Genomic DNA, 26230 nt, shown 5'->3' on the forward strand with positions numbered 1-26230 from the left:
GCCTTCCCTCACGCAGAGGAGCTGAGCACATGGACACACAGAACCGCACGTCGTCGCGCGGCGACAGCGCCGACGAGATCGGCCGCGGGCCCCTCTCGCGGGGCGCGGCGGCCATCTACCGGATGATCGTGCTCGAGGCGCAGCTGCTGCTCGCCGCGCTGCCCTCGATCGTCGCGGTGATGCTGCTCGACCGCGACCCGTCGAATCTTCCCCTGTTCGTGATCGCGCTGCTCCCCGTCGCTCCCGCTCTCGTCGCCGGGGTCGCCGCGGTGAGGGTCCCTGGCACCGACCTCTCCCCGGGGCGGCACTTCTTCCGTGCGTATCGGCGTGATGCCGTCCAGACCCTTCGCTGGGCGACCCCTGCGACCGCAGCGCTCGCGCTGCTGACCTTCAACCTCATCCACCTCGACAGCGTCGACGGCGGCGGGGCGCTCCGGCCCGCGCTCGTCGTGCTCGGCACGCTCATCCTCGTGTGGGGCGGCCACATGGTCGTCCTCACCGCAGGCTTCCGCTTCCGCACGCGCGACGCCGCGCGCATCGCCGTCGTCCAGATCGCCTCGCAGTGGAGATTCTCGCTGGGCGTCTTCTCCCTGCTGGTCGTGGCGGGGTTCCTCGTCCTCGCGGCGTCGGAGCTCCTCGTCCTGCTTCTCCTCTGGGCCTTCGCGGCCCTCCTCGCCCTCATGGCGCGCCCCGTGCTCGCCGACGTCACGAGAAGGTTCACGCGCGATGCCTGAGCGGCGCCCCCGCCCCGTCCCGTCCCGCTCTGTCCTCGGCCATCCCGTCGCCCCTCCGTCGCCTGCGCGCCTGCCGCGCCTCGACCGCATCGCGTACGGAGGCGACTACTCACCCGAGCAGTGGGACGGCGATGTCTGGGACCGCGATCACCGGGCCTTCGACGCCGCGCACATCTCGACCCTCACGGTCGGGGTCTTCACGTGGTCTCTCACCGAGCCAGAGGAGGGGCGATTCGACTTCTCGACGCTCGACGCGATCATCCGGCGCGCGGCCGACGAGGGCCGCACCGTCTGCCTCGGGACCGGCACGGGCGCCATCCCGCCGTGGATGGCGCGTGCCTACCCCGACACGACGCGCGTCGACTTCGACGGCCGTCGGCACCGCTATGGACAGCGACACAACGCGTGCTGGAGCTCCCCGGGCTTCCGACGGCTCGCCGCGCGGATGGCCGAGCGCCTCGCGGAGCGGTACGGAGACCATCCCGCCGTCGTCGCCTGGCACGTCGGCAACGAGTACGGCGGCCGCTGCTACTGCGACCTGTGCGCGGCCGAGTTCCGCCAGTGGCTGCGCCGCCGCTACGGCACGCTCGACGAGCTCAACACGGCGTGGAACACGACGTTCTGGTCGCATCGGTTCACCGACTGGGACGAGATCGAGGCGCCGAGCGCGCTGACCGAGCACTGGGGCGGAGAGGGGAAGACCGCGTTCCAGGGCATCACGCTCGACTATCGGCGGTTCTCGACCGACAACGCGATCCGACAGTTCGCCGACGAGAAGGCGGCGATCCGGGCGCACTCCGACCGCCCCGTGACGACGAACTTCATGGGGTTCTATGAGCCGCTCGACTACCACCGCTGGGCGCCGCATCTCGACTTCGCCTCCTGGGACAACTACCCGCGTCGGATGGACGAGCCGTGGGGCACCGCGCTCGCGCACGATCTCATGCGCGGGCTCAAAGACGGGGCTCCGTTCTGGCTCATGGAGCAGACGCCGTCGGTCACGGCCTCGCGCGACGTGAACCCGCAGCGGAGACCCGGCATCATGCGGCTCTGGTCCTGGCAGGCTGTCGCGCATGGCGCCGACTCCGTGCTCTTCTTCCAGATGAGGGCCTCACGCGGAGCCTGCGAGATGACGCACGGGGCGGTCCTCGACCACTCCGGGCGACTCGATACGCGCACGTTCCGCGAGGTCGCCGCACTGGGCGGCGAGCTCGCCTCGGTCGGCGACGCCCTGCTCGGCGCGCGGACCAGCGCGCGCTGCGCGATCGTCGTCGACTGGGAGTCCTGGTGGGCGGTCGAGATGGCGGATGGTCCCAATCGCCTGCTGAGGTACCTTCCGACGGTCACGGAGTGGGCGCGCCCCTTCTGGGAGGCCGGCGCGCAGCTCGACGTGGTGCCGCCGACCGCCGACCTCGGCGCCTACGACGTCGTCGCGGCGCCCCTGCTCCATCTCGTCGCGGGCGACACGGCTGAGCGGCTGCACGCCGTCGCCGAGCGAGGCGGAACGGTGATCATCGGCTGCCTGTCGGGGCGAGCCGACGAGGACGATCTGCGCTTCCTGGGCGACGTCCCCGGACCGCTCGCGCGGATGGCCGGGGTGCGGGTCGCCGAGACCGATGCCGCCGAGCCGACCTTGGCGAATCCCGTGCGGTTCTCGGACGGGGCGACGGCGACGAGCCGGATGGTGTTCGAGGTCCTCGTGCCGGAGGGTGCAGAGGTGATGGCGCGATATGGCGCCGACTACTACGCCGGAGAGCCCGCCGTGACGCGGAACGTCATCCGCGGCCCCGAACGCGAGGGCCACGTCTGGTACGTGGGGAGCGTCCTCGACGAGGAGGGGATGACCCGGGTCGTACGGTCTGCGATCGAGCGCCACGGACTCGCCGGCCCCTACGCCGGTGTCCCGGGTCTCGAGTTCGCGACCCGCGAGGCTCCGTCGGGCGCGGTCATCGACTTCCTGCTGCATCACGGTGCGGAGGCCGTGACAGTGCGCCTCCACGCCGACGGCACCGACCTGCTGACCGGTCGCGTGCTCCGCGAGGGGGAGGCCGTCGTGCTGAACCCCACGGACGTGATCGTCCTCCGCCGCTGACGCGGTGCTGTCCGCACCACTCGAGAGAAAGAGAGAATGCCCATGGCAACGACGCCATCCTCCGACGGCATCAGCCGACGCACTGTCCTGGCGGGCGGTGTCGCCGCCGTGCCCATCGTGCTCGGCCTCGCGGCCGGGCCTGCGCACGGCGCGGCCCCCGCCGTCCGGCCCCGTTCCCTCGTGATCCAGCCGACGCAGCGCCGACAGGTGATCCGCGGCTTCGGCGGCATGACCCACGCGGGGTGGATCGGCGAGCTGACGCCGAGCCAGTGCGCGACCGCCTTCGGCAACGGCGTCGACGATCTCGGGTTCACGATCCTCCGGATCCCCGTCCCCGAGGACTCGGCCAATTGGGCGCGCGATCTCGCCTCGGCGCAGGCGGCGGTCGCGAAGGGCGCGCTCGTGTTCGCGTCGCCGTGGAATCCTCCGGCCGACCTCGTGGAGTTCTTCGAGCGCGTGGACGACGTGCCGCGCGGCAGCCAGTACGAGGCCGAGGCCGCGGCGCTCGTGAACGCACACGTCGCGACGGACCTGTCCGGCTACCAGGGCGAGGGCTACGTGCAGTTCGACGGCGCGACGGGCGCGAGCGTCGAGTTCAGCGGCGTCATCATCGGGTCGTCGGGCACGAAGAACCTCGCCTTCCGCTACGCGGCGCCGACGGGCGACGTGCACGTCGACATCCACGTCGCCGGCGCGCTCGTCGCGGAGAACGTGCTCTTCTCCGCGACCGCCGCAGGGGAATGGTCGTGGAAGTCGATCCAGGCGGTCATGACGCCCGGGCAGTGGACGGTCAAGGTGGAGACACGGGGCGAGGGCGGCCCTGCGCTCGACTACCTCATGGCGGCCCCCTACACGCCGCCCGCGCAGGCGCGGCGCCTCCGGCACGACGCCTATGGCGCGTACGCGGACCACCTGAACGCGTTCGTGCTCTACATGCGCGACAACGGGGTGGAGCTGTACGGCATCTCGGTCCAGAACGAGCCCGACTACGCGCACGAGTGGACGTGGTGGACGACGGAGGAGATGAACCGATTCCTGCGCGACTTCGCGGGGCGCATCGACTGCCGGGTGATCGCGCCCGAGTCGTTCCAGTACGTCAAGGAGGTGTCCGACCCGATCCTGCAGGACCCGGCCGCGCTCGCGAACGTCGACATCATCGGCGCGCACCTCTACGGCACCGCCTACGAGGACTTCCCGTACCCGCTGTTCGCGGAGAAGGGCGCGGGCAAGGAGCTGTGGATGACCGAGGTCTACCACCCGAACAGCTCCAGCTCCGCGGACCTCTGGCCCGAGGCGCTCAAGGTCGCCGAGCACGTCCATCACGCGATGGCCGACGCCGAGTTCCAGGCGTACGTCTGGTGGTACATCCGCCGCTTCTACGGGCCGATGCGCGAGGACGGCACGATCAGCAAGCGCGGTCGGATGCTGTCGCACTACGCGAAGTTCGTCCGCCCCGGGTTCACGCGCGTCGAGGCGCCGCGCGAGCCGCAGCCCGGCGTCCTCACCTCCGCGTACATCGGCCCGGACGGCCTTCTCGTGCTCGTCGCGGTCAACATGTCGGAGTCGACGGCGAACCCGTCACTCGCGGTGCAGGGGCGACGCGTGCGCAGTGCGCGATCGTGGCTGACCGACGCCACGCGCGACCTCGAGGAGCAGCCGGTGATCACGGGGAAGGCGGGCGGCTTCGTCGCGACCCTTCCGCCGCAGAGCGTGACGACCTTCGTCATCCACTCCTGACACGACGAAGCGCCGACCGCTCGAGAGCGCGGCCGGCGCTTCGTGTGTCGCGACGCGCTCAGCGCTCGAGCGTCGCCGCGCGGACGATCTGGATCACGCCGAAGACGAGCAGCGAGGCGCCGATGAAGAGCCAGAGCCACACGGCGGCGAGCATCGGCGAGACGAGCAGCACGATGCCCGCGAGGATGCTGACGATCGCGTACGCGATCGTCCAGCCCTTCGAGCGGACGACCGGGCTGAACGGGTCCTTGGGGCCGCCGAGCGCGAACAGGGTGACGACGCCCTCGAAGATCCACGCGATGCCGAGGAACGTCGAGACGAAGACGCCGAGGAGGGCCGTCGTCGACGCGAGGTTCGAGAAGGCGACGATCGAGGCGACCACGAAGAGGACGCCGAGGAGCGCCAGGCCGACTCTCAGCCATCCGCTCAGCCCCTTCGAGACGACCGCGAGCGCGATGTCGATGATGCCCGCGACGAGGGTGTAGATCGCGATGAGAACCGTGACGGCGACGGCCGACTTGAACGGCCAGATGACGATCACGAGGCCCGCGATGAGCGAGATGACGCCCGTGACGATGGCGATCGTGCGCAGGGTGCGGGCGAGTCCGATGGGCTGGTGATGGGTGTCCGTCACGGTTCCTCCTGGTGTGCGCCGATTCTCCGACTGCCTCGACGCTATCGCGCTGGCCGCGCGAAGTGCAGGAGCGCCCCGTGTCTCAGGGACACGGGGCGCTCTCTGGCATGTGCTGGCGCGCGATCACAGATGCGCGTCGGCGTAGACCGTCAGCGCGTCGCGCACGAACGTCGCGCCGGCCGTGCCGCCGTAGTTCGCGGCGAACCGGTCGTCGGCCACGTACATCTCGGCGAGACCGAGCACGTAGGCCTTGACGTCGCCGCCGGGCGCGGCCGCGGGGGTGCCGGGGATGCCGGTCAGCCACTCCACGTGGCGCTGCGCCAGAGCCTGTGCGTCGTCGGACGCGGGATCGACGCCGGCCTCGGCGGCCGCCGTCCAGTCGCGCGCAAGCTGCGACGTGCGCTCCTGCCATGCCGTGCGCTCGGCCTCGCTCATCCCGCGCCACCAGGCGTCGCCTCGCGCGTACGCGTCGCGACCCCAGCGCTGCTCGACCTCGTTCTTGTACTGCGTGTGGTCGAAGCCGTCGAACATGTTCTCTGCCATGAGCTCCTTCCCCTCCTTCAGGGATCCGATGGTCGACGTCACCGCGCGGATCTGCCGCTCGAGTCGACCTTTCTCTTCCTCCAGCCACGCCAGATGCGTCTCGAGCGCGCGGGCCGGACTCGTCTCGCGAGCCAGCACGTCGCCGATCTGCGGCAGGCCGAGCCCGAGCTCGCGCAGCAGCAGGATGCGCTGCAGGCGGACCAGGGCCGACTCGTCGTAGTAGCGGTAGCCGTTGTGGCCGACGCGCGACGGCGGCAGCAGCCCGATGTCGTCGTAGTGACGCAGCGTGCGGCTCGTCGTGCCCGTCAGGCGGGCGATCTGCTGGATCGACCATTCCATGGCGGCTCCCTCTCCTCTGTCGTAGTGGTGAGAATCACGCTAGAGGTTGACGTTGCGTCAATGTCAACCGCGGATTTCCCGAAGACGCTTGCGGATCGAGATATATCGTGTTTGACTTCCCTCAAGTCGAGATATATCTCGAGTCGGATGCCCGTGCCGGGGCAGACAGGAGCAGATCATGACAGACGAGAAGTGGGTCATCCATCCGGGGGAGACCCGCATCATCGACGTCGAGGGCGTCCGCCGCCTCAAGGTGGGCCTCATCGGCGGCCAGGTCGACATCATCGGACACGACGAGCCGCATGCGCGGGTCGAGGTGCACGGCGTGACCGTCAAAGACCTTCGCATCGAGCTCACGGGAGACGAGCTCGAGATCGACCACCCGCAGCTGCGCTGGGACAACTTCCTCGAGGTCTTCCGCAACTTCGGCGCGGCCGGTCCGCGTGCGGAGATCAGCGTCGCCGTCCCACGCGCGGTCGCCCTCACGCTCGGCGTCGTGAGCGCGGGCGCGCTCGTGGCGGGGCTCGAGCAGCCCGCGCGTCTGAACACCGTGTCGGGCGACGTGCTCGTCGACGGCCTGCGCGGCGATCTCGGGGCGAATGCCGTCTCGGGCGACGTGCAGGTGCGCGACCTCGAGGGCGCCTTCTCGGCCAACACCGTCTCCGGCGATGTCGCCGTCTCGGGCGCCGTGTCGCGGGTCGACGTCGACACGGTGTCGGGCACCACCTTCGTCGACGCGGTCGGACAGGTCGAGCGCGTGTCGGTCAACGGCGTGAGTGGCGCGGTGACACTGCGCCTGGACAAGGGGTATGCCGCGAACTACGTGGCGCGCTCGGCGAGCGGCCGCGTGCGCATCGACGGCGTCGCGTACGCGTCGTCCGGGCCGGTGAGCTATACGGATTCGGTGGGCGAGCTGTCGAGCCGCTTCGCCGACGTGCGGATCAACACGGTCGCGGGCGACATCACGGTCGTGCGCCGCGAGGACGGCTCGGTGCCCGATGCGGCGGCCGAGACGGATGGCGAGGTGCAGTGGCCGGGGCAGGCGGCGGCTGGCGAGGGAGAGGCTCGCTGATGCCTCCGGTCTTCTCGCACGGCGACCTGCGCCTCTACCTCCTGAGCCTCCTCGACGAGACGCCGCGTCACGGCTACGACATCATGCAGGCGTTCGCGGAGCGCACGGGCGGCACCTACACGCCGAGCGCGGGCACGATCTACCCCCGCCTGGCGAAGCTCGAGGAGGAGGGGCTCGTCACGAAGAGCGTCGACGGCCGCAAGACGATCTACGCGATCACGGATGCCGGGCGCGCCGAGGTGCGTGCGCGCGCGGCCGAACTCGATGGCATCCAGGAGGGGCTCGCCGACTCCGTCCGGATCATCGCCGACGGCGTGCGCTCGAGCGTGAGCGAGGCGATGAAGAGCCTGCGCGCCGATCTCGCGGCGGCCGCGAGCGCGACCGCGGAGGCGCCGCGCCCGCACCGTGGGGATGACCCGCGCGTCCGCGCGCGTGAGCAGCTGCAGCGCGCCGAGGTGCTCGTAGGAGAGTTCCGCGGTCGCATCCGAGCTGACCTGCGCACGCATGTGGCGCGCGGGGGCGAGCTCGCGTCATCCGTCGTCGACGACCTCGGCCGTGCTCTCGAGGACGCAGCTGCTGCGCTCGAGCGCGCGCTCGGCGGCCGCTGAGGCCTACTCCTCGAGCGGCCAGTCCTCGTCGTCCGCGAGCGGCTCGCCCACGGGCACCACGAGGATGTTGCGGTGCTGCCGGTGCGACAGGCGCGCGGCGACCGATCCGGTGAAGAACTCCCGGATCGAGTCGCCGATGCCGCGCTTGCGCGTGCCGACGACGATCAGGCGCGCGTCGATCTTCTCGGCGAAGTGCTTGAGGGCGAGCGCCGGGTCGCCGACGAGCTGGCGAACCGTCCAGCGGACGTCCTTGCCGGCGAGGTTCTCCTCGGCTGCTCGGCGGACGGCCTCGAGCTCCTCGGCGCCGGCGTCGATGTGGATGTCGACGGGCGCGGTCTGCACGAATCCGTCCGGATCCTCGTAGGTCACGAAGCGCGTCACGTCGACGTGGGCCACGACGAGCGGCGCGTGCAGAAGGGCCGCATAGCGGGCCGCCTCCTTCATCACACGGGGTGCCTGGCCCGGGATCGCGCCCACGATGACGGCCCCGTGCAGGGACTCGTCGGCTGCCGCGTCGGGTGCCTCGTCGGCGGGGAAGACCTCGTTATCGCTCATGGCCCGTCCTCTCTGTGCCGCAGCCCGGCCGGTGCCCGAGGGCCGCGTGGTATCCTGGATCCTACTCTTTCCCGGCATCAGCCGGCTGTCGGAAGTTATGCATACGGGCCGGCGCATGAAGCCCGATGCTGCTCAACATAAGGGGGTCTCGCGCATGGGGCGTGGCCGTCAGAAGGCGAAGCACACAAAGCTCGCCCGCGAACTCAAGTCGTTCAGCCCGAGCGTCGATTATCGGGCCCTGGAACGCGAACTCGCGCATCCGGATGACGACCCGTACGTCGACCGCTGGGCTGACCAGTACGCCGACGAGGACGAGGACGAAGACGAGCTCGAGAAGGCCTAGCCCTTCTCAGATCATCATGGAAAGTCGCCGCGGAGCACCCTCCGCGGCGACTTTCGTGTGCCTGCGCGACGGGCACCGGCGCACGTGCGTCGAGCCGGTAGTGTCTCGCTCGTGACGCGTGCACCCATCCGCTGGGAGCTGCTGCCCCTCGTCTGCGCGGGCGGCGCGATCGGCGTCGCCGCACGGCACGTGCTGACCGCGCTCGTCCCGGACGGCTCCGTCGTCTGGATGACGGCCGTCATCAACGTGGTCGGATCGCTCCTGCTCGGGTTCGTCGCGGGCGTATGCGGTGCCCGGCATGCACGATGGCGTGGCTTCCTCGGGACGGGCGTGCTGGGCGGCTTCACGACCTACAGCGCGTTCGCCGTTCAGGTCGCGGGCGCGACCCCTGGCCCGCAGATCGCGCTCGTGCTCGCCGGCTCGGCCCTGCTCGTGATCCTCGCGGTCGGCGCGGCGCTCGCGGGTCTCGTCGTCGGCGCGCGCGTCGCGCGCGGGGCCGCAGCGTGACCCCCGGTCTCGTCGCGCTTGTCGCCCTGGCCGGCGGGATCGGCGCCGGCCTGCGCTGGCTCGTCGACGTGCTGCTCTCGCGCGTCGTCCCACGCGGCTTCCCCTGGGCCATCCTCGCGGTGAACGTGTCGGGTTCGCTCGCGCTCGGGGTGCTCACGGGCGCCGCGCTCGGATGGCCGTGGCTCGCGATCGTGGGGACGGGGCTGCTGGGTGGCTACACGACCTTCAGCACGGTGTCGCTCGATGCGGCGGCGTTCCTCCGTGAGGGCCAGGTGCGGAAGGCGCTTCTCGACGCGCTCGGGACCCTCGCGCTCTGCGTGGCGGCCGCCGCGGCCGGTGTCGCGATCGGTGCCCTGGTCTGATCAGGATCATCCCGTAGGTGGAGGCGCCGGTGCGCGCCCCGTTGAGAGAATGACGACGCGGATACAGGACCGTATCGGTCCGTCCGCTCCCGCGTCACGCTCCACCAACGAGAGAGATCCGTGTCGAAGCTCGCCGTCCTCAGCCTCAAGAACCGCGCCCTCATCGCGCTCATCACGATCTGCGCAGCCGTCTTCGGCGGCCTGTCGCTCACGAGCCTCAAGCAGGAGCTGATCCCGTCGATCGAGCTCCCGACGCTCGTCGTGATGACGACCTACCCCGGGGCATCGCCCGAGGTCGTGGAATCCGATGTGTCGACGCCGATCGAGACGGCCGTGCAGGGCGTCGCGGGTCTCGAGTCGACCACGGCGACATCGACGACCGACGCGTCGATCGTGCAGGCGACGTTCGCCTACGGATCGAACCTCGCGACGGCCGAGCAGAAGATGCAGCAGGCGATCAACCGCATCTCGAGCCAGCTGCCGGAGAACGTCGAGCCGCAGGTGCTGTCGGTCAGCATCGACGACCTGCCCGTCATCCAGGTCGCGGTCTCCGGTCTCGGCGAGGACGCGCAGGCGCAGCTCGAGAGCATCGCCATCCCCGACATCGAGGACGTCGACGGCGTCGGCTCGGCCGAGATCGTCGGAGGCACGGGCCAGCGCATCACGATCACCCCCGACGCCGAGGCGCTCGCGGGGAACGGCCTCACGCAGCAGGCGATCTCGGATGCGCTGCAGCAGAACGGCAACCTCTTCCCCGGTGGCGAGATCACGGAGGGCGACCGCACGCTCACGGTCCAGACCGGGGCGAAGATCGAGGATCTCGACACGCTGCGCGAGCTTCCCCTCGCCGCGGCCGCCGCCCCGACGGTCGACCCGACGACGGGGCAGCCGATCGTGCCGCCCGCGCTGACGATCGACGATGTGGCCGAGGTCGAGCAGACCGATGATCCGGCCACCTCGCTGTCGCGCGTGAACGGCGAGGACGCGATCTCGATCTCGATCACGAAGCTGCCTGCGGCGAACACGGTCGAGGTGTCCGAAGGCGTGCAGGCGGTCATCGACGAGCTGCGCGAGACCTTCCCCGACGCCGAGTTCACGATCGTGTTCGACCAGGCGCCGTACATCGTCGAGTCGATCGAGACGCTCGCCACGGAGGGACTGCTCGGTCTCGTCTTCGCCGTGCTGGTCATCCTCGTGTTCCTGCTGTCGATCCGCTCCACGATCGTCACGGCCATCTCCATCCCGACGAGCGTGCTCGTCACGTTCATCGGCATGCAGGCCTTCGGGTACTCGCTCAACATGCTCACGCTCGGCGCGCTCACGATCTCGATCGGGCGCGTGGTCGACGACTCGATCGTGGTGATCGAGAACATCAAGCGGCACTACGTGCGCGGCGCCGAGAAGGGCGCGGCCATCCGCCTCGCCGTCCGAGAGGTCGCGGGAGCCGTCACGGCGTCGACGATCACGACGGTCGCGGTGTTCCTGCCGATCGTGTTCGTGGGCGACATGGTCGGCGAGCTCTTCCGGCCGTTCGCACTCACGGTCACGATCGCGATGAGCGCGTCGCTCCTCGTCGCGCTCACGATCGTGCCGGTGCTCGCGTACTGGTTCATGCGCCCGGGCAAGCCGCTGCTCGACGCGGAGGGGCGCCCGATCGACCCCGAGCACCCCGACGCTCCGCCGTCGCGACTGCAGCGTGCGTACCTTCCGGTGCTCGGATGGACCCTCCGGCACTCGGGCATCACCCTCGTGCTCGCCGTGCTGGTGCTCGTCGGCACGGTCGCGGCCGCGCCGCTCATGAAGGTCAACTTCCTCGGCGACTCGGGTCAGAACACGATGACCATCTCGCAGGACCTGGGCGACACGGCGAGCCTCGAGGCGAAGGATGCCGCGGCTCGCCAGGTCGAGGACGCGCTCGACGGGATCGACGGCATCGAGGCCGTGCAGGCCTCGATCGGCTCGAGCGGATCCGCGCTGTCCGACGCGTTCCGCGGGGGCGGCGGCGTCACCTACTCCGTCATGACCGAGGACGGCGTCGACCAGGAGGCTCTGCGCGCCGAGGTCGAGGAGGCCCTCGACGGGCTCGAGGGCGCCGGCGAGATCACCGTCGCCGGGTCGTCCGGATTCGGCTCGTCCGACATCGAGATCAGCGTCGAGGCGCCGACCTCCGACGCGCTCGCCGATGCCACCGCGGCGATCGTCGCCGAGCTCGAGGGGCGCGAGGGCGTCGGCACCGTGACGGACGACCTCGCATCGTCGCTGCCGTACATCGCCGTCGAGGTCGACCGCGCGGCCGCTGCCGAGGCCGGCCTCTCCGAGGCCGCCATCGGCTCGATCGTCTCGTCCGCGATGCAGCCGCAGCAGGCGGGCACGGTCGAGTTCGGCGACACCGCGCTGACGGTGTACATCGCCGCCGAGGACCCGCCCGCGACCGTCGAGGAGCTGCGCGAGCTGGCCATCCCGACGGCCCGCGGCGTCGTGCCCCTCGAAGATCTCGCCGTGATCGAGGAGAGCGAGGGCCCCGCCTCGATCACGACGGTCGGCGGACGCCGCACGGCCACGATCACGGTGCCGCCCTCCGTCGACGACCTTGCGGTCGCGACCGGCTCGGCCTCCGCCGCGATCGCCGCGGCCGACCTGCCCGACGGCGCGACCGCCTCGGTCGGGGGTGTGGCGGAGCAGCAGGCGGAGTCGTTCGCGCAGCTCGGCCTCGCCATGCTCGCGGCCATCCTCATCGTCTACGTCGTCATGGTCGCGACGTTCAAGTCGCTGCGGCAGCCCATCCTCCTCCTCGTCTCCGTCCCGTTCGCGGCGACCGGCGCCATCCTGCTGCAGGTCGTGACGGGCGTGCCCCTGGGCGTCGCCTCGCTCATCGGCGTGCTCATGCTCATCGGCATCGTCGTGACGAACGCGATCGTGCTCGTCGACCTCGTGAACCAGTACCGCGAGCGCGGGCTGTCTGCGCACGACGCGACGCTCGCGGGGGCGTCGATGCGACTCCGGCCGATCCTCATGACCGCGCTCGCGACGATCTTCGCCCTCACGCCGATGGGCCTCGGGATCACCGGCCACGGCGGATTCATCTCGCAGCCGCTCGCGATCGTCGTGATCGGCGGCCTCGTCTCGTCGACCCTGCTCACGCTCATCGTGCTGCCCACGCTCTACAACCTCGTCGAGGGCGCGAAGGAGCGCCGTGCCGCCAAGCGCGCTGGCCGCGGCGGCTCGGACGGCGAAGGCACGGCCCCGGATGAGCCGACCGGCGACGGGCCGGCTGACGGCGCCACGGCGGATGGCGGTGCGCAGGGCGGTCGCGGCGCGGCGGCTCCCGAGGTGCGCGCGGGGGAGCGGGTCGGTGCCCCGGTGTACGTCGCGCCGACGGCGACTCCGACCCAGACGGCGACGATCGCGGGCGGTCTGCCGGCGGCCTCGCCGGTGCAGCACCGACCGCAGTAGGTGGGGCTGGCGCGGGCGCGGCGGGGGCCCGCGGGTTTCCGGTGTCTGGAATCGGATCGCTGGGGCTGGTGTGCGCGTGTCGTGCTCATGAGTCGGCAGGGGCACCACGGGTCCGATTCCGGGAACGGCGGATGGCCTGCCGGGCGGATTCCCAGACCGGTCCGGTAGTGTCGTGCGGTCGGCTTCGGACACCGCGCGCGCAGCGCGGACGTTTTGGCAAGGTGTGAGTCCAGGGGCCGATGGTGAGCGTCGATCGACGCGCATGAACCATCACATGAATGGCCCCCGGCCGACGACTGTCCGGGTCTGCTCGCGCCTGCGTGCGTCGAGCGCTGTTCTCGTGCGAGAACCCGAAGGACACACCCATGCCCAAGAACAAGAAGCCCGCCGGCGGTCGTCCGGCTCAGAACTTCGACCCCCGCTACGCCAAGAAGAAGCCCGGCGGCCCCTTCCGCGGCAACGACGGGGCGTCTCGCGGCCCGCGTCGCGACGACGCGCGCCCCGCGCGTGACGGCGACCGCTTCGACCGCTCGTCGAGCGACCGCTTCGAGCGCCGCGACGACCGCGGTTTCGGTGGTCAGCGTCGTGAAGGCGGATACGCCGGCCAGCGCCGCGAGGGCGGTTACGGGCGTCGCGACGACCGTGGTTACGGCGGTCAGCGCCGTGAGGGCGGCTACGCCGGCCAGCGTCGTGAGGGCGGCTACGAGCGCCGCGAGGGTGGCTTCAACGGCCAGCGTCGTGAGGGCGGTTTCGCCGGTCGTGACAACGGTCAGCGTCGCGAGGGTGGCTTCGAGCGTCGCGAGGGTGGCTTCAACGGCCAGCGTCGTGAGGGCTTCGCCGGTCGCGATGGTGGTCAGCGCCGCGAGGGTGGCTACGAGCGTCGCGAGGGCGGATACGCCGGCCAGCGTCGCGAAGGCGGCTTCGAGCGTCGGGAGGACCGCGGTTTCGGCGGTCAGCGTCGCGAAGGTGGCTACCAGCGTCGCGAGGGCGGCTTCGAGCGCCCGCGCTTCAACCGCGACGACCGTACCGAGCGCCCGCGCTTCAACCGGGACGACCGCGCGCCCCGCGCGGACCGCCCGTCGTTCCGCGACGACCGTCCGCGTCGGGACGAGCGCCCCGCGCGCTCGGCCGCACAGGAGCAGCAGATCGACGTCGTCCACGAGCGTCTCGAGGCCCAGGCGATCCAGACGACCGAGGCCGTCGACGTGTCGTTCGGCGAGCTCGGCCTCGGCGACAACATCGAGCGCGCGCTCGCCGAGCTCGGCGCGGCCAAGCCGTTCCCGATCCAGGCTGCGACCATCCCGCCGATCATCGAGGGCCGCGACGTCCTCGCTCGCGGACGCACGGGCTCGGGCAAGACCATCGCCTTCGGCGCACCGCTCGTCGAGCGCGTGCTCCGCTCGAAGGCCGGCCAGAAGCGCGAGTTCGGCCGCGCGCCGGTCGCGCTCATCCTCGCCCCGACCCGCGAGCTCGCCCTGCAGATCGACCGGACCATCCAGCCGATCGCGCGCAGCGTCGGCCTCTTCACGACGCAGATCTACGGCGGCGTGCCGCAGGCCCGCCAGGTGGGCGCGCTGAAGAAGGGCGTCGACATCATCATCGGCACTCCCGGGCGCATGGAGGATCTGCACGCGCAGGGCAAGCTCGACCTCTCGCAGATCAGCATCGCCGTCCTCGACGAGGCCGACCACATGTGCGAGCTCGGCTTCCTCGAGCCCGTTCAGCGTCTCCTCCGTCTCACGGCCGACGGATCGCAGAAGCTGCTGTTCTCGGCCACGCTCGACCGCGAGGTCGCCGCGCTCGTCGACGAGTTCCTCGTCGAGCCGTCGGTCTACGAGGTCGCCGGCGAGACGCAGGACTCGGGCACGATCGACCACCGCGTGCTCGTGATCGACCAGCGCAGCAAGGGCGAGATCCTCGAGACGCTCGTCGACCGCGAGGGCAAGACGCTCGTCTTCTCGCGCACCCGCGCCTACGCCGAGCAGCTCGTCGAGCAGTTCGAAGATGCGGGACTCACGGCCGTCGCCCTCCACGGCGACCTGAACCAGGCCAAGCGCACGCGCAACATCGAGAAGTTCTCGAAGGGTCGCGCGCAGGTGCTCGTCGCGACGGATGTCGCCGCGCGCGGAATCCACGTCGACGACGTCGATCTCGTGGTCCAGGCCGACGCGCCGACGGAGTACAAGACGTACCTGCACCGCGCGGGCCGCACGGGTCGTGCCGGCCGCGAGGGCCGTGTCGTCACGCTCATCACGCGGATGCGCCAGCGCCGCATGAGCGAGCTGCTCGAGCGGGCCGAGATCGACGCGCCCTTCGATCAGGTGCGCCCCGGCGACGACCTCCTCGAGGAGCTCGCGGGCGCCCCCACCGCGGAGCAGCTCACCGCGTAGCCCCCGCGCATGCAGAACGGCCCCGTCATCCGACGGGGCCGTTCTGCATCAGCGCTCCGGTCAGCGCTCGCCGCGGCTGAGCTTCGACGGCCACCAGACGGCACGGCCGATGTCGTATGCGAGCGCCGGCACGAGCAGCGAGCGGACGACGAACGTGTCGAGCAGGACGCCGAACGCGACGATGAACGCGAGCTGCACGAGGAACAGCACCGGGATCACCGACAGCGCCGTGAACGTCGCCGCGAGCACGAGGCCCGCCGACGTGATGACGCCGCCCGTGATCGCGAGACCGCGCAGGACGCCGTCGCGGGTCCCGTGCGCGAGCGACTCCTCTCGCACGCGCGTCATGAGGAAGATGTTGTAGTCGATGCCGAGTGCGACGAGGAAGACGAACCCGTAGAGCGGCACGGCGGGGTCGGCGCCCGGGAAGCCGAGGAGCTCGTTGAAGACGAGCGCCGAGACGCCCATCGCGGTTCCGAACGACAGCACGGTCGTGAGGATGAGCAGCACGGGCGCGAGGATGGCGCGCAGCAGCAGCATGAGGATCACGAGGATGACCGCGAGGATCACCGGGATGATGAGGTTGCGGTCGTGGATCGAGGCGTCGTTCGTGTCGACGTCGGTCGCCGTGACGCCTCCGACGAGCGCACCCGGAACGGCGTCCTCGAGGGCCGCGCGCAGGTCGCGCACCGTCTGCTCCGCCGCAGCCGAGTCGGCGGCATCCGCGAGCGTCCCCTGGAGCAGCACATCGCCATCCGCCACCGTCGGCGCGGGCGCGGGCGTTCCGGGAGGGCCGAACGCCGTGACGCCGTCCTCCGTGACGGGCGCCGTGCCGCTGTCGGTGTCGGCCGACACGGCCACGCCGTCGATCCCGTCTTCGGCGAGGAGCACGTCGGCCGCGGCCTGCAGGTCGTCCTCCGCGACGACGACGTACACGGGGCTGCCCGAGCCCGCCGCGAAGTGCTCGCCCAGCACCGCCTGCCCGTCGCGCGCCTCGGATGACCCGAGCACGAGCTCCGACTGCGGCACGCCCGACGCCTGAAACTGGGCGAAGCCGAGCGACCCCGCCGCGAGGACGAGGGCCGTGACGATCCAGATGAGTCGGGGCCGTCGCTCCACGAGACGCGAGACACGCGCCCACAGCCCGCGCGACGGCACCGCGGCCGATGGCGCGTTCGGCGCGTAGACCGGGCGGCGGGGCCAGAACGACGCCCGCCCGAACACGTACAGCAGAGCGGGCAGCAGCGTCAGCGCCGAGAGCATCGCGAAGACGATGCCGATGGCGGCCACCGGGCCGAGGGTGCTGTTCGACTTGAGGTCGCTCAGGAGGAGGCAGAGGAGCCCGGCGATCACGGTGCCGCCCGACGCGAGGATCGGCTCGAACGACCCGCGCAGCGCGCGCATCGAGGCGGTCCAGCGGCGCTCCTCGTGGATGAGCTCGTCGCGGTAGCGGGCGACGTAGAGGAGCGAGTAGTCGGTCGCGGCCCCGATGACGAGGATGAAGAGGATGCCCTGCGTCTGCCCGCTCAGCAGCAGGACGCCCGCCTTGGCGAGCCACCACACGGTGAGCAGCGCGACGCACAGCGCGAAGAGGCTCGTCGACAGCACCGCGAGCGGCAGGAGGAGCGATCGGTAGACGATCACGAGGATGACGAGCACGGCCAGCAGCGCGACGAGCAGCAGGATGCCGTCGATGCCGGCGAACGCCGACACGAGGTCGTTCGAGAAGCCCGCCGGGCCCGTGATGTGGACCTCGACCCCGTCCGGGAGTCCGTCGCGGAGCGTGCTCCCGAGCTCGGAGATCGCCTCCCCGAGATCGGCCTCCGACGACACGGGCACGAACGCCTGCGCGGCGAACTCGTCCTCCGAGGGGATCGCCGGAGACACCTCGTCGACGGCGGGCAGGTCGGCCGCGGCGGCGAGCCGGTCGTCGATCGCGGCGAGGGCATCGCCGTCGAGGGGCTCATCCGACGAGAACACGACGACGGCGGGGATCGCGTCGCCGTCCGTGAAGTCGGACAGGCGCTGCTGCACGGCGGTCGCGTCGGCGCTCTCGGGCAGGTACGTCGTCTGATCGTTCGACGACACCTCGTCGACCTTGCCGAAGTACGGTCCGCCGATGGAGGCGGCCGCGAACCAGACGAGGATGAGGATCGCCGGGAGAAGGATGCGCAGCCATCGCGGTGCGCGCGGGGTGCTGCCGTCCTGCGGCCTCACCGTCTGGACCCGGGGTGCGGAGGGAAGGTCGACGGGCGTGCGGCGGTCGCGCATGGAGCTCCTGTTCGGCGAAAGTCTTTAGCCAGGCTAGCAAACTCGGACGGCTGCGGAGCGCGATACTGGGGTTGCGGCGGGTGGTCGCGGAAGCAGGGAGTGGCGATGAAGCGAATCGATCCGACCGGCGAGCAGGTCGTTCTCCGGGCACAGGGCGCGTTGGGCGAGGTCACCGCGCAGATCGCGCAGGTCGGGGCGTCGCTGCGCGCGCTGACGGTCGGCGGAGTCGACCTCGTGTCGCGGTACCCGGAAGGCGAGCGGACGCCATCCGCATCGGGCATCGTGCTCGTGCCGTGGCCGAACCGCATCCGCGACGGCCGGTGGTCGCAGCGCGGTGTCACGGAGCAGCTCGCCATCTCGGAGCCGAAGTACGGCAACGCGAGCCACGGACTGCTCCGCTTCGCGCCGTATGAGATCGTCGCGGGCGAGGCGGAGGCCACGCTGTCGGCCGTGGTCTATCCCCAGAACGGCTACCTGTTCACCCTCGCGACGAGTGTGACGTACACCCTGGTCGACGACGGGCTCGCGGTGACGCACCGCGTCCGCAACGCGGGCGACGCCGAGGCTCCCGTCGCGCTCGGCACCCACCCGTTCTTCGAGATCGGCGGCGTCGACACGGCGGACCTCGTGATCGCCGCGCCGGGCACGACCTGGTTCGAGGTGGATGACCGGATGCTGCCGGTCGCCGAGCACGACGTCGACGACGCGACGGATCTCCGCGGCGGCGTGCGCCTCGGCGACGTCGCTCTGGATCGCGCCTACGGCGGCGTCGTGCGCGGGGAGGATGGGCTCGCCCGAACGACTCTGACGGCGCCGGACGGTCGCCGGCTCACGGTCTGGCAGGACGAGAGCTTCGGCTTCGTGCAGGTCTTCACGACCGAGAACTATCCCGGGCGCGACCTGGCCGTCGCGGTCGAGCCGATGACCGCCCCCGCCGACGCGTTCAACTCCGGTCGAGCGCTCACGTGGCTCGCGCCCGGCGAGGAGTGGGTGCTGCGGTGGGGTGTGTCGTACTCGGGGTGAGCGCTCAGAACAGCGTGGGCGCCGCCGCCGGAGCCGAGCGCGTCTCGATGAACCGCGGTGCCGCGCGCGGCGTGACGCGTGTGCGCGGGGGCTCGTCCTCCTCGGCGTAGCCGTTCAGTCCGTGCGCGCGGATGAGCGGGCGGATGCGTTGCGCGAGCCACGTGCGGTACCCCTTCGGTGCCTCGACGGATGCCCCGGGATAGAGCCCGCGATACGCGGGGACGAGGTCGGGATGCTCGCGCTGCAGCCACTGGAAGAACCACGGCTTGACGCCGGGCCGCAGATGAAGTGCGCCGTACACGACCCGGTGCGCTCCTGACGCCTTCACGTGCGCGAGCGCATCGTCGATCGCTTCGACCGAGTCGCTGAGGTGCGGCACGATCGGCATGAGGAAGACCTGCACCCGGAATCCGAGGTCGGCTGCCGCGCGGACCGTGTCGAGCCGCGCCTGCGCCGAGGGCGTTCCCGGCTCGATCGCGTGCTGGAGCGCGTCGTCGTAGACGGCGATCGACATCGCGAGCGAGATGTCGACATCCGCTCTGCGCCTCGCGAGCTGCGGGAGATCCCGCCGCAGCAGCGTGCCCTTGGTGAGGATCGAGAACGGCGTCCCCGAGTCCGCGAGCGCATCGATGATGTCGGGCATGAGCCGGTAGCGCCCCTCCGCCCGCTGGTACGGGTCGGTGTTCGTGCCGAGCGCGACGTGCTCGCGCTGCCACGACCGGCGGGAGAGCTCGCGCCGCAGCACCTCTGCGACATTCACCTTCACGACGATCTGGGAGTCGAAGTCGCGCCCGGCGTCGAGCTCGAGGTACTCGTGCGTTCCGCGAGCGAAGCAGTACACGCAGGCATGGCTGCAGCCCCGGTACGGGTTGATCGTCCAGTCGAACGGCATCGAGCTCGGCCCGGGAACGTGGTTCAGCGCCGACTTGGCCATCACCTCGTGGAACGTCATCCCCGCGAACTCGGGTGTGGTGACGGTCCGCACTCCGGCGTCGACGCGGTCGAGACCGGGGAGTGCCGATGCGTCCACGGCACCCAGACGCTGCCCCTGCCACCTCATCCCTCCATAGAACAGATATCCGAAACTGATGTCAAGTCCATACTGGACAGAAGTTCGATTCGGAGAGTCGGAGGATCGTCAGGGTCGGGTCCGCAACAATGGGGGCATGACGAACGGGCGCTATGCACGGCGCCGCGGGCTCGTCGCGCGACATGCGGCGCGGCCGCCGCGGCTGCTCTCAGGGCGCGGCCTCGTCGTGCTCGCGACCGCAGCGGGCGTCGTCGCCGCGTGCGTCCTGGGTGCCGTCTGGTCGGTCGCCCACGACGAGCGCCCCGCGCACGCGTCGTCGGCGCAGACGGCGTCGCCGGCGCCCGTCGAGACGCCTTACGGCTCGATCGAGTCGCTGCCCGTGCCGCAGTTCGAGGTGGTCGTCGCGGAGGATCCGTGCGCGTCGCCCGCCGCAGCGGCGGCCGGAGACGCCGCCGCGGTCATCGCCGCGTTCGGCGGAGCGGAGGAGTTCCGCGCGGCGGCGGCGGAGGGCGCCTCGTGCATCCGCCTCGACGACCCGACGCAGCCCTGGGTCGTCGTGAACAAGCAGCGGCCCGTGAACCCGATCGACTACGCCCCCGAGGTGATGGTGCCCGCGGGCACGCGGAGCCTCGTCGGCGGCGGGCTGCGGCCGGATGCGGCCGCCGCGCTCGACGCGCTCGTGGCGGATGCCGCCGCATCGGGCGCGGGGGACGTGGCGCTCCAGAGCGGGTACCGCTCGTATCAGACCCAGGTCAGCACGTTCCAGGGGCAGATCGGCGCGCTCGGAGAGGAGGGCGCCGAGGCGATCTCCGCGCGCCCGGGCTTCAGCGAGCACCAGCTCGGTCTCGCCGCCGACGTCGTGGCCTGCACGTCGGGCAGCTGCGGCACGATCTACGACATCGCCGGCACGCCGCAGGGCGACTGGATCGTCGAGAACGCATGGCGGCACGGCTGGATCGTCCGCTACGAGAGCGGGCACACCGACACGACCGGCTACAACCCGGAGCCGTGGCACCTGCGCTACATCGGGGTCGAGCTCGCGCAGGCCTACCACGAGGGCGGCTACCACACGCTCGAGGAGTTCTTCGGACTCCCGGCCGCACCCGACTACGCCGACTGAGCGGCTTCGGTCACCCGCCCGCGCCGGCCCCGACCCGCCAGTATCCGCAGAAGCCGATATCGGCCTTGTCGACGCCGCGCTCGTGGACGAGGAGCCGTCGCGCGCCGGTGGCGAGCTGCTGCTCCCCGACGAGGAAGGCGTGGAAGCGCTCGGTCGGGAGCGCGGCATCGCGCAGCGCCGCGAGGGCGGCGACGCCCGGGCGGGCGTGCGGATCCTCGCGGATGACCCAGTGCACGGCGACTCCCTCGGGGTGCGCGAACGGGAGCGCGTCGTCGTGCGACGGCACCTCGATGATCGCGAGGCCGGTCGCGTCGGCGGGGAGCGATGCGCAGATGCCCGCGATCGCTGGCGCCCCCGTCTCATCCGAGACGAGCACCACGCGATCGGTGCCGCGCTCGGGATGGAAGACGAGGCCCTCGTCGATGATCGCGACGTCCTCGCCCGGCTGCGCGGCGACCGCCCAGCTCGGCGCGGGGCCCATCGAGCCATCCGGAGCCTCGTGCACGACGAAGTCGACGTCCAGCTCGGCGCCCGCCGCGCCATCCGCCGGGCGGAACGCGCGCACGGTGTAGCTGCGCATCGCGGGCCGCATCCCCTCGGGGATCCGCAGGAACTTCAGGTACCCGAAGAGGCGGTTCGCCTTCGCGGGCACCCGCTCGAGCCCCGCCTCCCCGTGCACGGGGAGGAAGATCCGGAACCACTGGTCGTAGCCCATCGGGCGGAAGCGCGCGATGTCGCCGCCGCCGAGGGTGACGCGCATCCAGTGCGGGGAGAGTCGCTGCGTGCGCAGCACGGTCAGGCGCAGCAGCTCCTGCGTCTCGGGCTTCACGAGTCGGCTGGCGACGGCCATGGCGTTCCTTCGGGTCGGGGCGTCACCCGAACGGGCGGATGAGCGCGATGAGCAGGGCGGTGCACGCCCAGTAGGCGAGGACGAAGACGGTGTCGCGGGTGCGCCAGAGCACGACGTGCCGCTCGGTGCGCGTGGGATGGGCGCCGAACGCGCGCGCATCCATGGCCAGAGCGACGCGCTCGGCATGCCGGATGGCTCCCGCGAGCAGCGGCACGATGGTGCCGAATCCGCGTCGCACGGCCGCGAGCGGCCCCCGGCCGCCGTGGTGCCCGCGCACGCGGTGGGCCGCGCGGATGAGCTCGAGCTCGTGCCGGAACCGGGGCACGAACCGGTACGCCGCGAGCGCCGCGTAGCCGATGCGGTACGGCAGCCGCAGCGTCCGGATCGCGGCGCGCACGAGATCGGGCCCCTCGGTCGTCGCGCCGCCGATGAGCGCGAGGGCGAGGAGCGCCGCGAGGCGCAGCGACGTCGCGAAGCCGACGGCCAGCGCTCCCGCGTGCAGCCGCCATCCGCCGATCTCCGCGACGACGGGGGTCCCCGCGACAGTCGCGGCGTCGGTCCAGATCGAGAACCCCGCGCCGATCGCGAGCACCATCGTGGGCAGGGCGACGCCGAGCAGGAGCGCGACGCGCCGCGTGAGGCGGGCGCCCGCGAGGATGAGCGCGCACGCGAGCGCGAGGAAGGCGGCGGGAGTCGCGAGGTCGCGGCTCAGCAGCACGATCGCCATCGCCGGCAGCGGGGCGGCGATCTTCGCGAGCGGATTCAGGGCGAGGAGGGGAGGGCGGCGGCGGACGGATGGCGCGGTGCGCGCGAGCGAGGACGAGGCGATCGTCACGCGGGCACCTCCGCCTCGAGCGCGGCCGCTGCCGCGGGGTGCGCTGCGAGCACGCGTCGCAGGGGCGGCGGCCGCAGACCGGCGCGCGCGAGCAGCCCCGCGTCGTCGAGCACATCCGCCGCCGTGCCGAACCCGACGACCGTGCCGTCGGCGACGACGGCGACGTGCGTCGCGTGCTGCTCGACGACGGAGAGGTCGTGCGTCACGATGACGACGGTCGTCCCCGCCTCGTGCAGGCCCGTGAGGATGCCGAGCAGCTCCTCGGCGCGTGCGCGGTCCTGGCCGAAGGTCGGCTCGTCGAGCACGAGCACGCTCGGCGCCGTGATGAGGGCGGTCCCGACAGACAGGCGCCGCTTCTGCCCTCCGGAGAGGCGGAACGGGTGCGCGTCGGCATGCGCGGTCAGGCCGAAGCGCTCGAGCATTTCGCCGACGCGCTCTCGGATCTCGGGCTCGGGAACCCGCCGGATGCGCAGCCCGTGCGCGAGCTCGTCGAAGACCGTGTGCGCGATGAACTGGTGCTCGGGGTTCTGGAAGACGAAGCCCACCCGCGCGGAGATCTCGCGTGCCGACGCGCGCCCGACATCGAGGCCCTGCACGCTCACACTCCGCTTCGGCGGGGCGACGACGCCCGCGATCGCCTGCACGAGCGTCGTCTTGCCCGCGCCGTTCGTGCCGACGACGGCCGTGAACGATCCCGCGGGAAGAGCGAGATCGACGTCGCGGATGGCGACGGCGCGGCCCCGGCGGACGGTGAGACCGCGCACGCTCACGGCGGTGCCGCGAGCCTCGACACCTTGGGTGGTCGCGGCCGGGCACGGTGCGATGCCCGACGGCGGCCCCTGCCTGTTGAGCGCCGAAGCGAGCTCATCGGGAGTGAGCGGCAGGGCGTCGAACCGCCATCCCTGCCGCTCGAGGCGGCGTGCGGCGATGAGAGCGGATGGGAGCCAGACGCCCATCCGCTCGAGCGCGTCGACGCGCGTGCGCAGGACCTCGGCCACCGGTCCGTCGAACGCGAGCCGGCCGGAGGCGTCGAGCACGATCGTGCGCGTCGCGAGGGCGACCGCGGCGTCGAGATCGTGCTCGATGAGCACGATCGCCCGGTCTCCGGCGGACACGAGATCGTGCAGCGCCTCGTACACGTCGGCGACGCCCCGCGGATCGAGGTTCGCGGTCGGCTCGTCCAGGACGACGACGTCGGCGCGCGCCGCGAGTGCGCACGCGATCGCGAGGCGCTGGCGACCGCCGCCCGAGAGGGCATCGGGGTCGAGGTCGCGCTGCTCCCACAGCCCGACGCGGCGCAGGGCCGCCTCGGAGCGGGAGAGCACCTCGTCGACGGGGAGCAGGAGGTTCTCGAGGGTGAACGCGACCTCGTCGAGCACGGTCGCGGTGACGACCTGGGCGTCGGGATCCTGGAACACGATGCCCACGCGTGTGCTGAGCCGAGCCGGCGAGCTGTCGCGGGTGTCGATGCCGTCGACCTCGACCGTGCCGGCGAGATCGGCGTCGATCGCGTGCGGGATGAGCCCGTCGAGCGTGAGCGCGAGCGTCGACTTGCCCGAGCCGCTCGGTCCGAGGACGAGTACGACCTCTCCGCGCCGGACCTCGAACGTCACGCCGTCCGGTGCGCGTCGCTCGCTCTCCGGATAGGCGACCGAGACCTCGCGCACGCGCAGGAGCGGCTCGTCGTCGGCGGGGGTCACCCCACCAATTTAGCCTTACCTAACCTGAGTGAGCGGTCTGTCGGCTCACGGGGTCCGCGCGGGCTGCCTCCGTGGCGTCGCGACGCCGGCGCGTCGGAGGCCGGCGCCGACGGCGAGCCCCACGAGCGTCCAGGCGAGCGGCCCGAGCACCGAGAGCACGAGGTAGGCGACCTGCGCCCAGGTGGGAAGGGCGGCGATGTCGGCGGCCAGTGCGACGATGACCGCCACGAAGACGCCGATCGCCGCACCGGAGAGGAGGAAGCGCCACCACGACCACGCGCGATAGCGGAACAGGGCGGCGACGCCCTCCTGCAGACCGCCGAAGAGCAGCGCCGTCATGAGGAACTGGAGCGTGAACGGCGGCGCGACCGCGGCGCTCACGAGCGCGGCGAGCACGTGCGCGAGAAGCGCGACCCAGGGCATCCGGAGCAGCTCCTGCGCGACGATGCCCGGCAGCACGTGCACGCCGAGGAGGAACCCGTAGATGATGGGCGCCCCGGCCAGCACCGGCGTGACGAGCCATCCCTCGATGCCGCCGAGAGCGCCGGTCGCGACCCCGATCGCGGCGCAGACGAGCAGGACGCGCGTGGACAGGGCGGAGTTGCGGGGCACGAAGCCCAGCCTAAGTCCGCTCAGATGCGACGGCGCCGAGTGGTCAGGCGGACGTTCGGCAGGGGAGGGGCCGGGATGCGCTGCTCGGGCGGATGGCCCTCGACCGTGCCGAAACGGGGCCCCGCCGCCTCCCACTCCTCTCGCGCGACGGCGATCTCGTCGTGCGATCGCCCCACGAAGTTCCACCACATGACGATGTCGTCGGGGAAGGGCTCGCCGCCGATGAGGAACAGGAGGGCGCCCTCCTCCGTCGCGAGCTCGATCTCGTCGCGGTGCACGCCGAGGTAGAGGAGATCCTGCGCCCGCACGGGCGTGTCCTCGAGGTCGGAACCGGTCACGACTCGGAGGTCGCCCTCGATGCCGACGACGGCGTGCTCCCACTCGTGCTGCAGCGGAACGCGCACGCGAGAGCGGGGCGGGAGCGAGATCTCGGCGCCGACGATGGGCGTGTGCATGGTCGCCGGGGAGGTGACGCCGGCGAGCTCGCCGACCACGACGGTCGCCTGTGCCGCGTCGCCGTCGCGCGTCGGGAGCGACAGGGTCGGCAGGCGGTCGTGCCGCTCGAACGCGGGGCCGCCGTGGCGGCGCTCCTCGGGGAGCGCGACCCACAGCTGCAGGGCGTCCAGGGGCACAGCGCCCTCTCCGAGCGAGTACTCCGAGTGCGAGATGCCGGCCCCCGCGGTCATGATGTTGAGCGAGCCGCGGCGGACGACGACGTCGCTGCCGATGCTGTCGCGGTGGTGCACCTCGCCGACGAGCGGCCAGGTCACTGTCTGGAGCCCGATGTGCGGATGCGGGTCGACGCGCATGACGGCCTCCTGCGGACCGAAGCGGTCGAGGAAGCACCAGGCGCCCACCGTCGGGAGCTCGCGCTGCGGGAGCGAGCGGTGCACCTCCATCGCACGCACCCCGCCCAGCGGGACCTCCCGCGCGGCGAGGAGCACGGCCCGCGGGCCGTCGCACCGGGTCGAGCCGCTCTCCTCGACGCCGGCGTCGAGCCGGGTCATCCCGGCTGCTCTCCCGGGGTCGCGGCGTCGTGCGGCGTGCCGTCGGGCCACTGCACGACCGCGCCGGAGACCTCGTTCTCCTTAAGGTACTTCGCGATGAAGGGACACAGCGGGATGATCGTGTCGCCGCGGCGGGCCACATCGGCGAGGGCGTCGGACGCGAGCATCTCGCCGTACCCGCGGCCCCGGAACTCGCGCTCCACGACCGTGTGCGTGAACCGGATCCGGCCCGTTCCCTGCTCGAACTCCGCGTAGCCCGCGACGACGCCTGCTTCGCCGTCGTGAAGCTCGTACCTGCTCAGCTCGTCGTTCCGGGTGACCGTGAGATCACTCATAGGCGCTCCTTTCCTGGGGCTTCCACGCTAGGGCAGATCCCGGGCGCCGGGGCCGGATGTCGCGGGTCGTCTTTAGAC

The 26230-nt window shown here is 71.6% G+C and carries 23 protein-coding genes; 12 read left to right on the forward strand and 11 right to left on the reverse strand.

The genetic code is table 11. The features are described from left to right. Nucleotides 1-29: 29 nt before the first annotated feature. From M1D56_RS01685 to M1D56_RS01695, 3 genes are read left to right on the forward strand one after another with little or no spacing between them, the layout of a single operon-like run. A complete protein-coding gene (locus M1D56_RS01685; protein WP_456284478.1) occupies nt 30-734 on the forward strand; it encodes a hypothetical protein in 705 nt (234 codons plus the stop codon). Next, entirely contained in the window at nt 727-2826 is a 2100-nt protein-coding gene (locus M1D56_RS01690) for a beta-galactosidase (protein ID WP_456284479.1), read from the forward strand. The genes M1D56_RS01685 and M1D56_RS01690 overlap by 8 nt, the downstream gene beginning before the upstream one ends. 42 nt (nt 2827-2868) lie before the next feature. Next, nucleotides 2869-4563 (forward strand): CBM35 domain-containing protein, encoded by a 1695-nt coding sequence (locus M1D56_RS01695; protein ID WP_456284480.1) that lies wholly within the window; start codon nt 2869-2871, stop codon nt 4561-4563. Nucleotides 4564-4621: 58 nt separating this feature from the next. On the opposite strand, the gene M1D56_RS01700 is transcribed toward M1D56_RS01695, so the two are convergent. Together M1D56_RS01700 and M1D56_RS01705 are read right to left on the reverse strand one after the other, a co-directional pair. Continuing rightward, on the reverse strand, nt 4622-5197 hold the full coding sequence (locus M1D56_RS01700; RefSeq protein ID WP_456284481.1) for an HdeD family acid-resistance protein: 576 nt from the start codon (nt 5195-5197) through the stop codon (nt 4622-4624). A 123-nt stretch (nt 5198-5320) separates the two neighbouring features. Then, a complete protein-coding gene (locus M1D56_RS01705; protein ID WP_456284482.1) occupies nt 5321-6079 on the reverse strand; it encodes a MerR family transcriptional regulator in 759 nt (252 codons plus the stop codon). Between the two features lie 178 nt (nt 6080-6257). On the opposite strand from M1D56_RS01705, the gene M1D56_RS01710 reads away from it, so the two are divergent. Continuing rightward, nucleotides 6258-7151 carry a DUF4097 family beta strand repeat-containing protein gene (locus M1D56_RS01710; RefSeq protein WP_456284483.1) on the forward strand — a complete coding sequence of 298 codons (894 nt, stop codon included), beginning with the start codon at nt 6258-6260 and terminating at the stop codon, nt 7149-7151. Further along, a complete protein-coding gene (locus M1D56_RS01715; protein ID WP_324012825.1) occupies nt 7151-7759 on the forward strand; it encodes a PadR family transcriptional regulator in 609 nt (202 codons plus the stop codon). The genes M1D56_RS01710 and M1D56_RS01715 overlap by 1 nt, the downstream gene beginning before the upstream one ends. A gap of 3 nt (nt 7760-7762) precedes the next feature. On the opposite strand, the gene M1D56_RS01720 is transcribed toward M1D56_RS01715, so the two are convergent. Next, nucleotides 7763-8314, reverse strand: coding sequence for a universal stress protein (locus tag M1D56_RS01720; RefSeq protein WP_271173493.1), 552 nt, complete (start codon nt 8312-8314; stop codon nt 7763-7765). A gap of 154 nt (nt 8315-8468) precedes the next feature. On the opposite strand from M1D56_RS01720, the gene M1D56_RS01725 reads away from it, so the two are divergent. From M1D56_RS01725 to M1D56_RS01745, 5 genes are all read left to right on the forward strand, one after another. Beyond that, nucleotides 8469-8657 carry a DUF3073 domain-containing protein gene (locus M1D56_RS01725; protein ID WP_282979377.1) on the forward strand — a complete coding sequence of 63 codons (189 nt, stop codon included), beginning with the start codon at nt 8469-8471 and terminating at the stop codon, nt 8655-8657. 111 nt (nt 8658-8768) lie between these two features. Further along, nucleotides 8769-9164 (forward strand): fluoride efflux transporter FluC, encoded by a 396-nt coding sequence (locus M1D56_RS01730; protein WP_324012823.1) that lies wholly within the window; start codon nt 8769-8771, stop codon nt 9162-9164. Further along, complete coding sequence (locus M1D56_RS01735; RefSeq protein ID WP_421075039.1) at nt 9161-9526, forward strand: fluoride efflux transporter FluC; 366 nt, start codon at nt 9161-9163, stop codon at nt 9524-9526. Before M1D56_RS01730 ends, M1D56_RS01735 begins: the two co-directional genes overlap by 4 nt. Before the next feature lie 120 nt (nt 9527-9646). Continuing rightward, nucleotides 9647-12979: an efflux RND transporter permease subunit gene (locus tag M1D56_RS01740; RefSeq protein WP_456284484.1), complete on the forward strand. Its 3333-nt coding sequence runs from the start codon at nt 9647-9649 to the stop codon at nt 12977-12979. A gap of 365 nt (nt 12980-13344) precedes the next feature. Continuing rightward, the gene (locus tag M1D56_RS01745; protein ID WP_456284485.1) at nt 13345-15369 is read left to right on the forward strand and encodes a DEAD/DEAH box helicase; all 2025 of its coding nucleotides are present in this window, start codon (nt 13345-13347) and stop codon (nt 15367-15369) included. A gap of 60 nt (nt 15370-15429) precedes the next feature. Here the strand turns inward: M1D56_RS01745 and M1D56_RS01750 are convergent, their stop codons facing one another. Beyond that, nucleotides 15430-17640, reverse strand: coding sequence for an MMPL family transporter (locus M1D56_RS01750; RefSeq protein WP_456284486.1), 2211 nt, complete (start codon nt 17638-17640; stop codon nt 15430-15432). 105 nt (nt 17641-17745) lie between these two features. Between M1D56_RS01750 and M1D56_RS01755 the strand changes: the two genes are divergently transcribed. Then, nucleotides 17746-18663 carry an aldose 1-epimerase family protein gene (locus M1D56_RS01755; RefSeq protein ID WP_456284487.1) on the forward strand — a complete coding sequence of 306 codons (918 nt, stop codon included), beginning with the start codon at nt 17746-17748 and terminating at the stop codon, nt 18661-18663. Between the two features lie 4 nt (nt 18664-18667). Here M1D56_RS01755 and M1D56_RS01760 read toward each other — a convergent pair whose 3' ends face one another. Then, nucleotides 18668-19723, reverse strand: a complete 1056-nt coding sequence (locus tag M1D56_RS01760; protein ID WP_456284488.1) for an Rv2578c family radical SAM protein — start codon at nt 19721-19723, stop codon at nt 18668-18670. Between the two features lie 106 nt (nt 19724-19829). On the opposite strand from M1D56_RS01760, the gene M1D56_RS01765 reads away from it, so the two are divergent. Continuing rightward, nucleotides 19830-20813, forward strand: coding sequence for a M15 family metallopeptidase (locus M1D56_RS01765; RefSeq protein ID WP_456284489.1), 984 nt, complete (start codon nt 19830-19832; stop codon nt 20811-20813). Nucleotides 20814-20823: 10 nt separating this feature from the next. Here M1D56_RS01765 and M1D56_RS01770 read toward each other — a convergent pair whose 3' ends face one another. The 6 genes from M1D56_RS01770 to M1D56_RS01795 are packed head-to-tail and all read right to left on the reverse strand — an operon-like array spanning nt 20824 to nt 26152. Then, the gene (locus M1D56_RS01770; RefSeq protein ID WP_456284490.1) at nt 20824-21663 is read right to left on the reverse strand and encodes a siderophore-interacting protein; all 840 of its coding nucleotides are present in this window, start codon (nt 21661-21663) and stop codon (nt 20824-20826) included. A 22-nt stretch (nt 21664-21685) separates the two neighbouring features. Next, nucleotides 21686-22498, reverse strand: a complete 813-nt coding sequence (locus tag M1D56_RS01775) for an energy-coupling factor transporter transmembrane component T (protein ID WP_456284491.1) — start codon at nt 22496-22498, stop codon at nt 21686-21688. After that, the gene (locus tag M1D56_RS01780; protein ID WP_456284492.1) at nt 22495-24198 is read right to left on the reverse strand and encodes an ABC transporter ATP-binding protein; all 1704 of its coding nucleotides are present in this window, start codon (nt 24196-24198) and stop codon (nt 22495-22497) included. The genes M1D56_RS01775 and M1D56_RS01780 overlap by 4 nt, the downstream gene beginning before the upstream one ends. Before the next feature lie 45 nt (nt 24199-24243). Further along, complete coding sequence (locus tag M1D56_RS01785) at nt 24244-24810, reverse strand: ECF transporter S component (protein WP_324012805.1); 567 nt, start codon at nt 24808-24810, stop codon at nt 24244-24246. Between the two features lie 20 nt (nt 24811-24830). Next, complete coding sequence (locus M1D56_RS01790) at nt 24831-25817, reverse strand: pirin family protein (protein WP_456284493.1); 987 nt, start codon at nt 25815-25817, stop codon at nt 24831-24833. Then, a complete protein-coding gene (locus M1D56_RS01795; protein ID WP_271173511.1) occupies nt 25814-26152 on the reverse strand; it encodes a GNAT family N-acetyltransferase in 339 nt (112 codons plus the stop codon). The genes M1D56_RS01790 and M1D56_RS01795 overlap by 4 nt, the downstream gene beginning before the upstream one ends. Between the last annotated feature and the right edge of the window lie 78 nt (nt 26153-26230).

This window comes from Microbacterium sp. JZ101 (assembly GCF_053903175.1).